The organism is Nocardia gamkensis NBRC 108242, from assembly GCF_001612985.1.
In the GTDB taxonomy this organism is placed as follows: Bacteria; Actinomycetota; Actinomycetes; order Mycobacteriales; family Mycobacteriaceae; genus Nocardia; species Nocardia gamkensis.
Map to the genome: position 1 here is coordinate 169,831 of NZ_BDBM01000007.1, position 13,328 is coordinate 183,158.

Consider the following 13,328-nt stretch of genomic DNA (forward strand, 5'->3'; position numbering starts at 1 on the left):
CGATGGGTGGCGGCAATGGCGGTGGGCGCCATGGCATGCGCCCTCACCGCCTGCGCCGCGACGGAGGCGGGCGCCGACGACCGGCCGGTGGTGCTCACCACGTTCACGGTGCTCGCGGACATCGCCCGGAACGTGGCGGGCGAGCACTTGACCGTGGAGTCGATCACCAAGGCGGGTACGGAGATCCACGGCTACGAGCCGACACCGGGTGACATCAAGAAGGCGTCCACAGCGGATCTCATCCTGGACAACGGACTGAATCTGGAGGCGTGGTTCGCCCAGTTCGTCTCCGACCTGCGGGTGAAGCACGTCGTGGTGAGCGAGGGCGTCGCCGCGCTGCCGATCCGCGAGGACGCCTACCAGGGCAAACCGAACCCGCACGCGTGGATGTCGCCGCACAACGCCCAGATCTACGTCGACAACATGGTGCGCGCGTTCGGCGAACTCGCACCCGCCCACGCGGCCGATTTCCGCGCCAACGCGGAGCGGTACAAGTCCGAGCTGCGCGAGGTGCACGACGAATTGACCGGCACCTTGAACGCCCTACCGCCGAACGAGCGCGCTCTGGTCACGTGCGAGGGCGCCTTCTCCTACCTGGCCCGCGACGCCGGACTCACCGAGAAGTACATCTGGGCGGTCAATGCCGAGCAGCAGGCCACGCCCCAGCAGATCGCGTCGGCCATCGACTTCGTCCGAGGTCAGCGGGTGCCGGCGGTGTTCTGTGAGTCCACGGTGTCGGACGCGCCGATGCGCCGGGTGGTCGAAGCCACCGGCGCGGCGTTCGGTGGCGTGCTGTACGTCGATTCGCTGTCGGAGGCAGACGGGCCCGTGCCGACCTACCTGGCGCTGATCAGGCACGACGCGCGGACGATCGGTTCCGCGCTGACGGGCCACCGCCCATGAGCACGCCCGCGATCGAGGTGCGCGGCGTCACCGTCCGCTACGGCGAGGTCCCCGCGCTCGAGAATGTCGACCTGACCGTCGACGCGGGGCGGGTGTGCGGTCTCATCGGGATGAACGGTTCCGGCAAATCCACCTTGTTCAAGACGATCATGGGTCTTGCCCGGCCCGACCGCGGGACGGTCCGGATCGACGGCGGCGCCCCCGTGACGGCGCGCCGGGCGGGGATCCTCGGTTACGTCCCGCAGAGCGAGGACGTCGACTGGACTTTCCCGCTTTCGGTGCGGGATGTGGTGATGACCGGGCGATACGGGCGGCTCGGTATCACCCGTCGGGCGCGCAAGGCCGATCGGGAAGCCGTCGCGCAGGCGCTGGAGCGGGTGGAACTGACCGATCTCGCCGACCGGCAGATCGGCCGGTTGTCCGGCGGGCAGCGCAAGCGCGCCTTCGTCGCGCGCGGGCTCGCGCAGGGCGCGACCGTTCTGCTGCTCGACGAGCCGTTCGCGGGCGTCGACAAGCGTTCGGAGGCCACGATCACCGCGCTGCTGCGCGAGCTCGCGGCCGACGGCGCCACCATCCTGGTGTCGACGCACGATCTGCACGCCCTGCCCGGCCTCGCCGACGAGGCGGTGCTGCTGATGCGGACGGTGCTCGCCAAGGGCAGCCCCGATGCGGTGCTGCGCCCGGAGAACCTGGCCAGGGCGTTCGGCCTGGATGTGATGAACCGGGTGTGAGCCCGGCCGAGTGTGGGACGGACGCATGAGCTTCACCGAAATCTTCACCGACCCCTTGCGTTACGAGTTCATGGTGCGCGCGCTGGCCACCACCGTGACCGCGGCGCTGGTGTGCGCGGTGCTGTCCTGCTGGCTGGTTCTGATCGGGTGGTCGCTGATGGGGGACGCCGTCTCGCACGCCGTGCTGCCCGGCGTGGTGCTGGCCTACATCCTCGGGCTGCCGTTCGCGGTGGGCGCGATCGTGTTCGGGTTCCTGGCGGTGGCGTTGATCGGCGTGGTGCGCGACACCAGCCGGATCAAGGAGGACGCCGCCATCGGCATCGTCTTCACGACGCTGTTCGCGTTCGGCCTGGTGCTCGTCTCGGTGACGCCGAGCCAGACCGACCTGAACCACATCGTGTTCGGCAATCTGCTGGGTGTGAGCCGCGCCGAGCTGATCCAGGTGGTGATCCTGGCCGCGATCACCCTCGCCGCGCTCGTCCTCAAACGCCGTGACTTCACCCTGTACGCCTTCGACCCCACGCACGCGCACGCCATCGGCCTCAGCCCCCGGTTGCTCGGCACGGCACTGCTGGGCCTGCTGGCCCTCACCGCCGTGGTCGCCCTGCAAGCGGTCGGCGTCGTCCTCGTGGTCGCCATGCTCATCATCCCGGGCGCGGCGGCCTACCTGCTCACCGACCGCTTCGGCCGGATGCTGATCATCGCCCCCGCCGTCTCGGTGACCTGTGCGGTGGCGGGTCTGTATCTGAGCTACCACCTGGATACGGCTCCCGGCGGCATGGTCGTGGTGGTCCAGGGACTGTTCTTCACAGCCGTTTACCTGTTCGCACCCCGGCAAGGCGTGCTCGGACGGCGGATCTTCCCGGCAGGTCGCGCGGATTCGATGAGCGCTCCAGAATAAGCCGCACCGCCGCGGCGATCGAGCTACCCGCTCGGCGCCGGGATCGACTCTCCAGCCCGTCCGCGCCCTCCTGCCCAGCGCCGATCCGGCACCGGACTGATATCGGGCCCGCACCGTGGTGGTGGACCGCGCTCCGCATGCGCGAAGATGATGTCTCGTGGTGGATTACACGACGATCTTCGATCGGGTCCGCGGCTCTCTGCTGGGCGGAGCGGTGGGGGACGCGCTGGGGTGGCCCATCGAATTCCTGCGGCTGGAGCAGATTCGGCAGCGCTACGGCGACGACGGGGTGCCGGGCTTCCTGCCGCAGTACGCCGCCGACGCACCGCAGCAGATCACCGACGACACCCAGATGACGCTGTTCACCGCGGAGGGATTGCTGCGGTCGCAGCCGGGCGCCGATCCGGTGCCCGCGCTGCGCCGAGCGTATCTGCGCTGGTTGCAGACCCAGCGTCAAGAGGAGCCCGCGCCGCACGCCGACGGGTGGCTGGCGAGTCTGCCCTTCCTGTACGCGACGCGCGCACCGGGGAACGCGTGTATGTCCGGTCTGAACCAGCAAGCGCGGGGATACCTCGCGCCGGCGCCGCTGGGCGAACCCGGTCCGGTGAACGCGCATTCGAAAGGCTGCGGCACGGTGATGCGGTCCGCGCCGTTCGGGCTGGCCGGTGTGGGGCCGGACCAGGCGTTCACCACAGCGGCACGGGCCGCGCAGCTGACCCACGGACATCCCACCGGATATCTGGCCGCGGGCGCGTTCGCCGCACTGATCGATCGCGTGGTGACCGGTATCGAGTTGCCGATCGCGGTGCGCGAGACGGTCGACCAGCTTCGCGCCCATCCCGCGAGCGCGGAAACCGTTGAGGCACTGACCCGGGCGGTCGAGATGTCCGACGGGGCGGTCTCCGCCGAACGGGTGGAGCAGGTCGGCGAGGGGTGGATCGCGGAGGAGTGCCTGGCCATCGCGGTGTATTGCGCTCTGCACGCGGCCAGGACCGGCGATGTGCGCGCGGCGCTGCTGCTGTCGGTGAACCACTCCGGCGACTCCGATTCCACCGGTGCCGTGGCGGGCAATCTGATCGGCGCCGTGCACGGCGTCTCGGGACTGCCGATGGAGTGGGCCGCCGCGGTCGAGGGGCGCGATGTGCTGGTCCGGGTCGCCGACGATCTCGTCATGAACTTCGGTCTCGGCGACCGGGCCGCGCTCGCCCCGCGATACCCCCGCGACGAAGGTCTGTGACGACGATCAGGACGAGGATTCCTCACGCACCGCGTTCTCCGCTGCCGTGCGGTCCGGTCGCCGGCACACCTCGAGCACACGGCCGCGCAGCCAGCGGTGCGCCGCGTCCGCCTCGAACCGGACGTGCCACAGCAACGACACCGTCACCTCTGGAGCGCGGAAGGGCAGGGCGAACGAGTGCATCCCGCGCCGCAGGACCGTGGTGTGGCGCTCCGGAACCGTCGCGACCAGATCCGAGGATCTCGCCAGCGCCAAGGCGGCGCCGAAACCGTCCACGACCGTCACGACCTCCCGCCGGTGGCCGGTGGGGTGCAGAGCCTCGTCGACCAAGCCCTCGTCCAGGCCGCGCCGTGAGACGTGCACGTGCCGCGCGGAGGCATAGCGGGCCGTCGTGATCATCCCGGTGCGCAGCGGATGCTCGCTGCGCACCACCCCGATGAACCGGTCGGCGAACAGGAACGTGCTCGCGATATCAGGAGGCAGCGCGCGCTCGATCACTCCGACCTCCAAGTCGACGCTGCCATCGCGCAAGGGACCGGTGTCCTTCTTCGTCTTCTGCACGAAGCGCAGCCGAACGCCCGGGGCGGCGCGGCCGACCTCGGCCACCAATTCGGGGCCGAACCGCTCCACGAAGCCGTCGCTGCTGCGCACCGTGAAGGTCCTGGCCAGCCCGGCCAGGTCCAGCGTGCCGGCCGGCCGCAGCACGTCTTCGGCCTCCCGGACCAGGTCGCGCACGCGGTCGCGCAGTTCCACCGCGCGCGGTGTGGGCGTGAGCCCGCGGCCCGACCGCACGAGCAGCGGGTCACCGGTGGCCCGGCGCAACCGCGCCAGCTGGCGGCTCATCGCCGACGGGCTGAGCGCGAGCCGTTCGCCCGCCCGGGTGACGCTGCCCTCCTCGAGCAGGACATCCAGAGTGATCAGCAAGTTCAGATCGGGCCGGGCCATGCGCACACGATCGCACAAGCTCGTTCGTGACATGGCGTTCGGTGCACAATCGGCTTTCCATTTGTGCGCCTTCCGCCAGGTGAGGGCGGGACCTAGCGTCCAGGGGGACACCCCCGATCGAAGAGGTCATCGTCGTGAAACCAGCGCAACCACCCGTGCGGACATCGCCCGTTCACCCCGCGACCTCGGCCCGGCCGCTGCTCGCGCTTTCGCTGTCGATGCTGCTGCCGTCGCTGAGCATCAGCATCGCCAATGTCGCGCTGCCCACCATGGCGGTGGCGTTCGGCGCTTCCTTCCACCAGGTGCAATGGGTGGTGATCGCCTATCTGCTGGCCACCACGTCGCTGGTCGTCGGCGCGGGCAGGCTCGGTGACGTCACAGGTAGACGACGGCTGCTGCTCGTCGGCATCGGTGTGTTCACCGGCGCGACGCTGCTGTGCGGTCTCGCCCCGAACCTGGCCGTCCTGGTCGCCGCTCGGGCGCTGCAAGGCGCCGGCGCCGCGTGCATGATGGCGCTGACGATGGCCCTCGTCGGCGAAACCGTCCCGAAGGACCGCACCGGCAGCGCCATGGGTCTGCTCGGGACGATGTCGGCGGTGGGCACCGCGCTGGGTCCCTCGCTCGGCGGAGTCCTCGTCGCCGCCTTCGGCTGGCGCGCCATCTTCCTGGTCATCGTGCCGATCGGGCTGCTCACGATCACCCTGTCGAACCGCGCGCTGCCCGTGTCCGCCCCGGAGAGGAAACCCGGGCGGTCGCGTTTCGACATCCTGGGCACGTTGTTGCTGGCTTTCACCCTGGGTGCCTACGCCGCGGCCATGACGATCGAGGGGAGGTTCGGCCCGCTCGGTATCGGGCTGCTCGGTGCCTGCGCGGTGTGCCTCGGTCTGTTCGTCGTGGCCGAGCGCCGTGTCGACGCCCCGCTGCTCACCTTCGGCATGTTCCGCGACCCCGTCCTCGCCGCCGGTCTGGCGACGAGCGCCTCGGTCTCGACCGTCGTCATGACCACCCTTGTCGTGGGCCCCTTCCACCTCGCCCGCGCCCTGCATCTCGCTCCCGCCGTTGTCGGGTTGGTGATGTCGGCCGGTCCGGCGGTGTCCGCCTTCACCGGTGTGCCCGCGGGGCGCGCCACCGATCGCTTCGGCGCCGGGCCGATGGTGGTGGTCGGGCTCGGCGCCGTGATCGGCGGCACGACCTCGCTCGCGATGCTGCCCACCACCGCCGGGGTCATCGGATACGTGCTGCCGTTGATGATCACCACCTGCGGCTACGCGCTGTTCCAGGCGGCCAACAACACGATGGTCATGAACGACGTCGCACCGCACCGGCGCGGGCTGGTGTCGGGCATGCTGAACCTTTCCCGCAACCTGGGCCTCATCACCGGCGCCTCGGTCATGGGAGCGGTCTTCGCCTTCGCGGTCGGCGCGAGCGATGTCACCGTCGCCGCGCCGGAGCAGGTGGCGCGTGGTACGCAGTGGACCTTCGCCGTCGCAGCGCTTCTCGTCACCTGCGGTCTGGTGATGGTTCTGGCGGTACGGGCGCGCAGCTCTCGTCCGCCTCGGCCCTCGGACGCAGGAAAGCTCGACGGCGGGCATCGCGACCGACGCGGATAACGCTGTCGGACAACGATGCCCGCCCTCGGAACCGCGGCCCGGTCCGGCCTCGCGTGTTGTTCGGCAAGCGGGGGTCGCCGAGTGCTCCGCCCTGTGGGTAGCAGGGATGCGCTCGACGGCTCGAAAGAATTCCTATGCGCCCAGTGCGGAGGCCAGGTGCGGCCAGGAGTCGTGCAGGTCGGTCTCGAACTGGCCCCAAGTGTGCGAGCCCTCCGAGCGGTTGACGTGAATCGCCGGTAGCCCGAGTTCCTCGAGACGCTCGGCGAAGGCCGCGGTGCAGGAACTCGCGATCGCCTCGAGCGGCGGGAAAGGCAGGCCGCGATCTATCGCGCCCGGAGTGCCCGTAGCGGCGGACAAGAAGATGGTTTTCCCGGCCAGCGCACTCGCATTGGCGAAAGCGTCGTGTGCCCGCCAGAGCGCGTCGCCCGGCGATCCCCACATGTTGCCCGGGTTGCCCCCGCCACGGATGACCTGCGCGGTGACCATCGCCGCGCCCGCGGCGTCCGCGGCCCACGGGCACCCGCTGTAGGCCGCCACGGCGTCGTACACCTCGGGCGCCTGGATCGCGAGGTCGATCGCGGAGCCCGCGCTCATCGACACCCCGGCGATCGCGTTGCGTCCGGTCGTCCCGAGTTCGGCGTCGAGGGTCGGCGGAAGTTCCCGGGTCAGATAGGTCTGCCACCGGTTTCGTCCGACCGCCGGATCGTCGGCGCGCCAGTCGGTGTACATGCTGTACGCGCCACCGACCGGCATCACCACATTGACTCGCTTGTCGGCGAAGAACTCACGCACGTCCGTGTCGTCCCACCACGAGATCCCGTCCACCCCACCGCCGATACCGGTGAGCAGATACAGCGTGGGCGCCGGACCGCCCCCCGCCGCACGGATCACCCGATTGGTGACCACCCGATCCATGGACGGCGAATAGACATCGATCTGCGATACCGAACCGCCGAGCGGAACCTGCCCGACCACGTGTGCGCGCGCCGCCTCGGCTGCGGCGGGTTGTACGGCGAAGACGGACACTGCGACAGCGGTCGCCAGCGCGCTGACGAGCACGCCCAAATACTTAGAAGCACTCACTATTCCGTTGTACCCATCCGCGGCCACGGCACTCATTGCGCCGTAACGTCTCTCGGTCAACCGTGATTCGAAATATCACGAAGGCAACGCTTTTCAATGACGCGTCAATCGAATGGGCCTTCCTGCAGTGATGGCACTGTGCCGTCAGGCCACCGTGTTCTCCGGAGCGCTCCCTGCTGCAAGGCCGTGGTCACGGTCACCTCGCCGGGAGGACCGCAGGACACCGGCCGCCCACAGCGCCGCGCCGATGTACAGCGCCTGCTCCGGAATGCGTGCCCACAGCGGTGTCGCGGGCGCGCCGTTGAACGGGATGTCGGAGACGGCTGCGTAGATGTTGGCGGGCACCATCACGACGAACAGGGCGGTGAGCCCCAGCCCCGCGACGCGGCGGGTGCGGGTGCGGAACAGGCCCACCGCGCCGAGCAGTTCCAGGACGCCGGTCAGGTAGACCATCGCGCCGGGGAACGGGACGGCCGGCGGCACCATCGGGAGCAGATCGCCGTGGGTGGGAACGGGGGAGTCGGCGAACGCCTCCGGCAGGAAATGCGTTGTGCCGGTCATGATCAGCATCACGCCGAGGGCGTAGGCGGCGCAGGTGGGCCAGGCGGCGAACCGGCGCGCGCCGAGGGCCCCCGCCGTGCGCAGCGCGAGCAGGGTGGTCAGCAGAACGATGAGGGTTTCCATCATGCCTCCATGGGGACGGTCCGGCCGGGCGCCGGGGTCGTGGTGAATCGGATGAGCAGGTAGAGCAGGACGCCGAGCGGCGCGAAGAGGATGGTGAGCACGAGCAGCGGGCTGATCAGCAGCGCTGGCAGGCCGCGGGTGCGGCTGTCGGAGAAGATCCAGCGCCCGAGGAACAGGTCGAAGGCCACGAAGTGCGCCCATGCCGCCGCTGCCCCGGAACTTTCCCCGAGTACCGCCCGCAGGCCGGACAGCTCCGGACGGATCAGCGCCGCGGCGAACGCGCCGAACTCGGGCACGACCAGGGCCGCGTAGATGATCAGGGGCGGGAGGCAGATGAGCGGCGAGGCGACGAGCGCGGCGGTCCTCCGCCATGTCGGCGCGAGGATCATCAGTGCCCAGAACGGCGCCGCGAACCAGAAGGTGAGATCGAAGAACAGTTCCGTCATCGGTTCACACCTGCCGGGAACTTCTGCACCGCAACGCGTTTCGGTCGCAGCGCACTGGCCGTGAGCGCCGTCGCGCCGAGAGCGGTCGCAGCGAAAGCCGCAAGGGTGGCCGCGTCGGGATGGGCCACCGACTGCCCGCGCAGCGCCTGCCAGGTCAGCACCGTGAGCACCGCCGCGTAGCAGGAGAGTGCGGGGAAACGCTGGAAGAGGGCGGTCACGACACGTAGACCTTTCGAGAACTCGAACTATCGATAGTTGTACTATCAGTTACGATTATGGATAGCTGTACTATCTGCTGTCAAGAAGCCGACCCAGTCCGAGGAGTCCGATGCGGATCGCCGAGCTCAGCCGCGCCAGCGGCGTCCCCTCCGCGACGATCAAGTACTACGTGCGCGAGGGGCTGTTGCCCTCCGGTGTGCGAACCCATCGCAATCAGGCCGAATACAGCGAGGCCCACGTCAGCAGGCTGCGGCTGATCCGGGCGCTGGTCGACATCGGCGGTGTGTCCATCGAAGCAGCGAAGGAACTGCTCGCGGCGCTCGACAGCGGCAGCCTGTCGGCGCGGGAGTCGCTCGGCCATGTGCAGTACGCGCTGGGCGGGCGGAGGTCGCAGGTCGGTGACGAGCAGCGGGAGGCCGCCGCGGAGGACGTCGCGGCACTGCTGGACCGGCGCGGCTGGCGGATCCACGACGACAGCCCGGCGCGCGGCACCCTCGTGGACGTCTGCGCCGCCCTGCGCATGCTCGGCCACGACGACGTGGTCGCCGCGATGGACGACTACGCGGGCGCGGGCGAAGCCATCGCCGCCACCGATATCGCCCTGGTCCGCAACCAGCCCGGCCTGGAGCGGATGACCGAAACCGCCATCGTCGGAACGATTCTGGGCGACACCCTGCTCGCCGCGCTGCGCAGGCTGGCGCAGGAGCATCTCTCCAGCACGCTGTTGCCGCCGGAAGACGACGCGGACCGCGCCGCAGGCGAGGTTTAGCCCGGCCTTCGCGCGGCATGCCGGAAAGAGGACCGATCCGAGGCGAAAGGAGAGTCGCTCATGACCGATCAGTTGGATGGAACTCGCGTGCTGATCATCACCTCGAACACGGGGGTGGAGCGGGACGAGCTGCTGGTGCCGCGCGACGAACTGCGCAAGCGCGGCGCGCGGGTCACCCATGCCGCGCCGAAGCGGGAAGAGGTGCGGACGTATCAGCACGACACGGAGAAAGACGCCGTCGTGCAACCGGATACGTCGTTGCACGAAGTGTCGGTGGACGATTTCGACGTGCTCGTCGTGCCCGGCGGCACGGTGAACGCGGACAAGTTGCGGGTCACCGACCGGGCGATCGAATTGGCCAAGGAGTTCGCGGGCGCGGGCAAGCCGATCGCCGCGATCTGTCACGGCCCGTGGCTGCTGGTGAACGCCGAGTTGGTGCCGGGTAAGACCCTGACCTCGTACTTCTCGCTTCGCGCCGACATCGTCAACGCGGGCGGCGACTGGGTCGACGAAGCGGCGGTGCGCTCCGCAGAGGGCGGGTGGACGCTGCTCACCTCGCGCAACCCGGGTGATCTCCCCGATTTCGTGCACGCCATCACGCGCGAAGTGGTCCCTGCCGCACGGTGACCGGTCGATCTCGCGCGACGTGCCGGTTCAGTTGCCCGGCAGTGGTTTTCGCGGGTCGATCGCGATGCCGAGATCGCGCAGGCGGTTGTCGATGAGCAACCAGCACTCGGTGGTCAGGCGGTCGACGAGGGCGGTCTCGGTGGTGTCGTGGTGCTCCAGCCACCAGCGCACCGAGGCGTCGACCAAGCCGAGCAGTGCGACCACCACCCGGTCCGCGGCCAGCGGGTCGGCCCCGAAATCCGGCAGGTAGCGTGCCGCCGCCGCGGAGATCTCGGCGGCGAAAGCGCTTCCGCCGACGCGCGGCTCGTTGCGGCCGCGCCGGTAGTCGCGTCCGACCAGGAAGCGATAGAGATTGGGATGCTCGGCGGCCCACCGCACGTGCTGGGCCAAAGGCGCGCGGATGATGTCCAGCGGGGTGCCGTCCACGGCCAGTTGCGCGCGAATCCGTTCGGTGAGATCCCGGTGCGCGTGCCGGGCGACCGCAAGGTCGAGTTCCTCCTTGCTGGCGAAGTGCCGGTAGACGTGCGTGCGGGCCAATCCGGCCCGATCGGCGATCCGGCCTGTGAGCGCGTGCGGGCCGTCCTCCTCGATCGCCGCGATCGCGGCTTGCACGATGGCGCGGCGACGCTCGTCCCGGCCTGGCCGGTTGCTGGTGGACCGTCGCGCGTCGGCGGTGTCCACCCAGGGTTGTCGTGCCACGCGGCTCAGCGTATCCGCCGTCCGATCGAGTGGTACACCTTGTACCCGGCAGCCTGTTGGTACACACTGTACCCGTAACTGTCGGTATCAGACTTTCGCAAGGACACACCCGATGACGACCTACCGGTCCGCCTGGCTCGACGACGACCTGGACGCCCTGCGCGAGCTCGCCCGCTCGTTCTTCGCGAAGGAGTTGACGCCGAACATCGACAAGTTCATCGAGCAGCACCACGTCGACCGTGACTTCTGGACCAAGGCGGGCGCGCTCGGCCTGCTGTGCGCGTCGATCCCGGAGGAGTACGGCGGGGGCGGCGGCACCTTCGCGCACGAGGCCGTGCTCATCGAAGAGCAGGCCAAGGCGTTCGACACCTCGTGGGGCGCCACGCTGCACAGCGGCATCGTCGCGCACTACCTGCTGCACTACGGCACCGAAGAGCAGAAGCGGCAGTGGCTGCCGAAGATGGCCGGCGGTGAGGTCGTCGGCGCGATCGCCATGACCGAGCCCGGCACGGGGTCGGACCTGCAGAACGTGAAGACCAAGGCGATCCGCGATGGCGACGAGTACGTGGTGAACGGCTCCAAGACCTTCATCACCAACGGCAGCCAGGCCGACCTCATCATCGTGGTCGCCAAGACCGACACCAGCGAGGGCGCGGGCGGCATCTCGCTGGTTCTGGTCGAGGCCGACCGGCCGGGCTTCCGGCGCGGCCGGGTGCTGGACAAGGTCGGTCAGAAAGGGCAGGACACCTCCGAGCTGTTCTTCGAGGACGTCCGGGTGCCGGTGTCGAACCTGCTCGGCACGCAGGAAGGCCAGGGCTTCGTCCAGCTGATGCAGCAGCTCCCGCAGGAGCGGCTGATCATCGCCGTCGGGTCGGTGGCCGGGATGGAGGCCGCGCTGGAGGTGACGCTGCGCTACACGAAGGAGCGGCACGCGTTCGGCAAGCCGCTGTTCGCGTTCCAGAACACGAAGTTCACCCTCGCCGAGGCGGCCACCGAGACCCGGGTGGCCCGCGTCTTCCTGGACGACTGCATCGCGCGGCATCTGCGCGGGGAACTGGACATCCCGACCGTCGCGATGGCCAAGTGGTGGACCACCGACCGCGCCATGTCGGTGGCCGACGACTGCCTCCAGCTGCACGGCGGCTACGGCTACATGACCGAATATCCGATCTCCCGGATGTGGACCGACAGCCGGGTGCAGAAGATCTACGGCGGCACCAACGAGATCATGAAGGAGATCATCGCCCGCAGCCTCTGATCGGGTGACCGACGGTGTTGGCGCAGCGCCAACACCTTGTCGGTGCGCGGACCCGGGGGCCTACGCTTCGGTGAGGTCCACCCAGGTGGCCGTGGCAGAGACAACGAGGTGCTGGCCACCTCCGGCGTGAAGGGACGATTGCGATGAGCGACGTCGAAACTCCTCCGTTCAAGGACATCGTCAACGGGGCACTGGAATTCACCATCCCGATCGCGCACAAGATGGGTGTGCAAGCGGTGGAGGTGCGCCGCGGTTTCGCGGCGACCTCGGTGCCCGCCGAGGGCAACGGCAACCACTTCGGCGTGATGTACGCCGGTGTGCTGTTCACCGTCGCCGAGATCCTCGGCGGCGCGATCGCGGTCGCGACCTTCGACAACTCGGCGTTCTATCCGCTGGTGAAGGACCTGCGCATCTTCTTCCGCAAGCCGGCCAAGACCGACGTGCGCGCGGAGGCGACGCTGTCGGAGGAGGAGATCGCGCGCATCGGCGACGAGGCGGCCGCGAACGGCAAATCCGACTTCACGTTGCGTGCGGTGGTGACCGACGCCGACGGTGTGGTCGTCGCGGAGACCGAGGGGCTCTACCAGTTGCGGGCGCACGGGAAGTAGTCCGAGTCGTTACCTACGGCAGTGGTTCCGGCCGCGGTCGCGCCCGGGCGGCGAACTGTTGGTGTATCGCTGGGCGGGGGCCGCGGAGGCGAAGACGCTCTCGTCTCCTCGGCCCACGGCTATAACGCCTGGTCCGCGCCGTTTCATTTAGGTCGGCATGAGCGCGCCTGCGATCGTGCGATGCATGCGCGGAGGCCTCGTATCCAGGTCACGGATCGCTTCCGGGCCGCGCCGTCGTCGCATCGGGGCGAGGCGCGGAAAGTGGTCGATATGGAGATAACGAGTCGGTCGCTGGAGCTGCCCGAGCGGCCCGCGGGACTGGTTGTCTACCTACTACCGCAAGTCGTGGACCTGGGAAAATGCGACTCGTTTCACGATCTAATCGTGATCTCGAACACATAACGGAAGCATTACGCACGTTCGATAAGGCGGATTTTCCGCCGATCGACCTGCGGGAATGGTCGGGAGTCTCGACCAGGGGTCAAACGCCGCGGCGCGTTATTCGAACGTGATCTGCCGCGACATCTCCGCTAACGTCGGTGACGGCTCGGGGCAACACCGAGATCGAGCTCGAATCGCAGAACGCCGGAAACCCTGTCCCGCGGTTC

At 69.1% G+C, this 13,328-nt stretch carries 15 protein-coding genes; 9 read left to right on the forward strand and 6 right to left on the reverse strand.

Annotation, left to right across the window (positions count from 1 at the left end; translation table 11 throughout):
* Positions 1-30: 30 nt before the first annotated feature.
* The 4 genes from NG1_RS08470 to NG1_RS08485 all read left to right on the forward strand — a co-directional run bounded on the left by NG1_RS08470 (position 31) and on the right by NG1_RS08485 (position 3,772).
* Complete coding sequence (locus NG1_RS08470) at positions 31-903, forward strand: metal ABC transporter substrate-binding protein (RefSeq protein ID WP_281218137.1); 873 nt, start codon at positions 31-33, stop codon at positions 901-903.
* Positions 900-1,634 (forward strand): metal ABC transporter ATP-binding protein, encoded by a 735-nt coding sequence (locus NG1_RS08475; protein WP_062969491.1) that lies wholly within the window; start codon positions 900-902, stop codon positions 1,632-1,634. The genes NG1_RS08470 and NG1_RS08475 overlap by 4 nt, the downstream gene beginning before the upstream one ends.
* Positions 1,635-1,659: 25 nt before the next feature.
* A complete protein-coding gene (locus NG1_RS08480) occupies positions 1,660-2,535 on the forward strand; it encodes a metal ABC transporter permease (protein ID WP_062969492.1) in 876 nt (291 codons plus the stop codon).
* A 160-nt stretch (positions 2,536-2,695) separates the two neighbouring features.
* Entirely contained in the window at positions 2,696-3,772 is a 1,077-nt protein-coding gene (locus NG1_RS08485) for an ADP-ribosylglycohydrolase family protein (RefSeq protein ID WP_245659836.1), read from the forward strand.
* A 6-nt stretch (positions 3,773-3,778) separates the two neighbouring features.
* Here NG1_RS08485 and NG1_RS08490 read toward each other — a convergent pair whose 3' ends face one another.
* A complete protein-coding gene (locus NG1_RS08490; RefSeq protein WP_062969601.1) occupies positions 3,779-4,717 on the reverse strand; it encodes a LysR family transcriptional regulator in 939 nt (312 codons plus the stop codon).
* A gap of 134 nt (positions 4,718-4,851) precedes the next feature.
* Between NG1_RS08490 and NG1_RS08495 the strand changes: the two genes are divergently transcribed.
* On the forward strand, positions 4,852-6,327 hold the full coding sequence (locus tag NG1_RS08495; protein ID WP_210750389.1) for an MFS transporter: 1,476 nt from the start codon (positions 4,852-4,854) through the stop codon (positions 6,325-6,327).
* A 132-nt stretch (positions 6,328-6,459) separates the two neighbouring features.
* Here the strand turns inward: NG1_RS08495 and NG1_RS08500 are convergent, their stop codons facing one another.
* From NG1_RS08500 to NG1_RS08515, 4 genes are all read right to left on the reverse strand, one after another.
* Positions 6,460-7,410 (reverse strand): alpha/beta hydrolase, encoded by a 951-nt coding sequence (locus tag NG1_RS08500; protein ID WP_245659837.1) that lies wholly within the window; start codon positions 7,408-7,410, stop codon positions 6,460-6,462.
* A gap of 144 nt (positions 7,411-7,554) precedes the next feature.
* The gene (locus NG1_RS08505; RefSeq protein ID WP_174554907.1) at positions 7,555-8,097 is read right to left on the reverse strand and encodes a DoxX family protein; all 543 of its coding nucleotides are present in this window, start codon (positions 8,095-8,097) and stop codon (positions 7,555-7,557) included.
* On the reverse strand, positions 8,094-8,540 hold the full coding sequence (locus NG1_RS08510) for an ABA4-like family protein (RefSeq protein ID WP_062969496.1): 447 nt from the start codon (positions 8,538-8,540) through the stop codon (positions 8,094-8,096). Before NG1_RS08510 ends, NG1_RS08505 begins: the two co-directional genes overlap by 4 nt.
* Positions 8,537-8,758 (reverse strand): hypothetical protein, encoded by a 222-nt coding sequence (locus NG1_RS08515; RefSeq protein ID WP_062969497.1) that lies wholly within the window; start codon positions 8,756-8,758, stop codon positions 8,537-8,539. Before NG1_RS08515 ends, NG1_RS08510 begins: the two co-directional genes overlap by 4 nt.
* Positions 8,759-8,868: 110 nt before the next feature.
* On the opposite strand from NG1_RS08515, the gene NG1_RS08520 reads away from it, so the two are divergent.
* Both NG1_RS08520 and NG1_RS08525 read left to right on the forward strand, forming a co-directional pair.
* On the forward strand, positions 8,869-9,528 hold the full coding sequence (locus tag NG1_RS08520) for a MerR family transcriptional regulator (RefSeq protein ID WP_062969498.1): 660 nt from the start codon (positions 8,869-8,871) through the stop codon (positions 9,526-9,528).
* Positions 9,529-9,588: 60 nt separating this feature from the next.
* The gene (locus NG1_RS08525) at positions 9,589-10,155 is read left to right on the forward strand and encodes a type 1 glutamine amidotransferase domain-containing protein (RefSeq protein WP_062969499.1); all 567 of its coding nucleotides are present in this window, start codon (positions 9,589-9,591) and stop codon (positions 10,153-10,155) included.
* A gap of 27 nt (positions 10,156-10,182) precedes the next feature.
* Here the strand turns inward: NG1_RS08525 and NG1_RS08530 are convergent, their stop codons facing one another.
* Entirely contained in the window at positions 10,183-10,854 is a 672-nt protein-coding gene (locus NG1_RS08530) for a TetR/AcrR family transcriptional regulator (RefSeq protein WP_062969500.1), read from the reverse strand.
* 112 nt (positions 10,855-10,966) lie between these two features.
* Here NG1_RS08530 and NG1_RS08535 point away from each other — a divergent pair, with 112 nt between their 5' ends.
* Together NG1_RS08535 and NG1_RS08540 are read left to right on the forward strand one after the other, a co-directional pair.
* On the forward strand, positions 10,967-12,112 hold the full coding sequence (locus tag NG1_RS08535; protein ID WP_062969501.1) for an acyl-CoA dehydrogenase family protein: 1,146 nt from the start codon (positions 10,967-10,969) through the stop codon (positions 12,110-12,112).
* 143 nt (positions 12,113-12,255) lie between these two features.
* On the forward strand, positions 12,256-12,720 hold the full coding sequence (locus NG1_RS08540) for a PaaI family thioesterase (RefSeq protein ID WP_062969502.1): 465 nt from the start codon (positions 12,256-12,258) through the stop codon (positions 12,718-12,720).
* The last annotated feature ends 608 nt before the right edge of the window (positions 12,721-13,328 follow it).

What these genes read in the sequence shown, in the direction of transcription:
- NG1_RS08470 (WP_281218137.1), top strand. Translation starts at nt 31, where the DNA reads ATGGCATGCGCCCTCACCGCCTGCGCCGCGACGGAGGCGGGCGCCGAC.
- NG1_RS08475 (WP_062969491.1), top strand. Translation starts at nt 900, where the DNA reads ATGAGCACGCCCGCGATCGAGGTGCGCGGCGTCACCGTCCGCTACGGC.
- NG1_RS08480 (WP_062969492.1), top strand. Translation starts at nt 1,660, where the DNA reads ATGAGCTTCACCGAAATCTTCACCGACCCCTTGCGTTACGAGTTCATG.
- NG1_RS08490 (WP_062969601.1), bottom strand. Translation starts at nt 4,717, where the DNA reads ATGGCCCGGCCCGATCTGAACTTGCTGATCACTCTGGATGTCCTGCTC.
- NG1_RS08505 (WP_174554907.1), bottom strand. Translation starts at nt 8,097, where the DNA reads ATGATGGAAACCCTCATCGTTCTGCTGACCACCCTGCTCGCGCTGCGC.
- NG1_RS08510 (WP_062969496.1), bottom strand. Translation starts at nt 8,540, where the DNA reads ATGACGGAACTGTTCTTCGATCTCACCTTCTGGTTCGCGGCGCCGTTC.
- NG1_RS08520 (WP_062969498.1), top strand. Translation starts at nt 8,869, where the DNA reads ATGCGGATCGCCGAGCTCAGCCGCGCCAGCGGCGTCCCCTCCGCGACG.
- NG1_RS08525 (WP_062969499.1), top strand. Translation starts at nt 9,589, where the DNA reads ATGACCGATCAGTTGGATGGAACTCGCGTGCTGATCATCACCTCGAAC.
- NG1_RS08535 (WP_062969501.1), top strand. Translation starts at nt 10,967, where the DNA reads ATGACGACCTACCGGTCCGCCTGGCTCGACGACGACCTGGACGCCCTG.
- NG1_RS08540 (WP_062969502.1), top strand. Translation starts at nt 12,256, where the DNA reads ATGAGCGACGTCGAAACTCCTCCGTTCAAGGACATCGTCAACGGGGCA.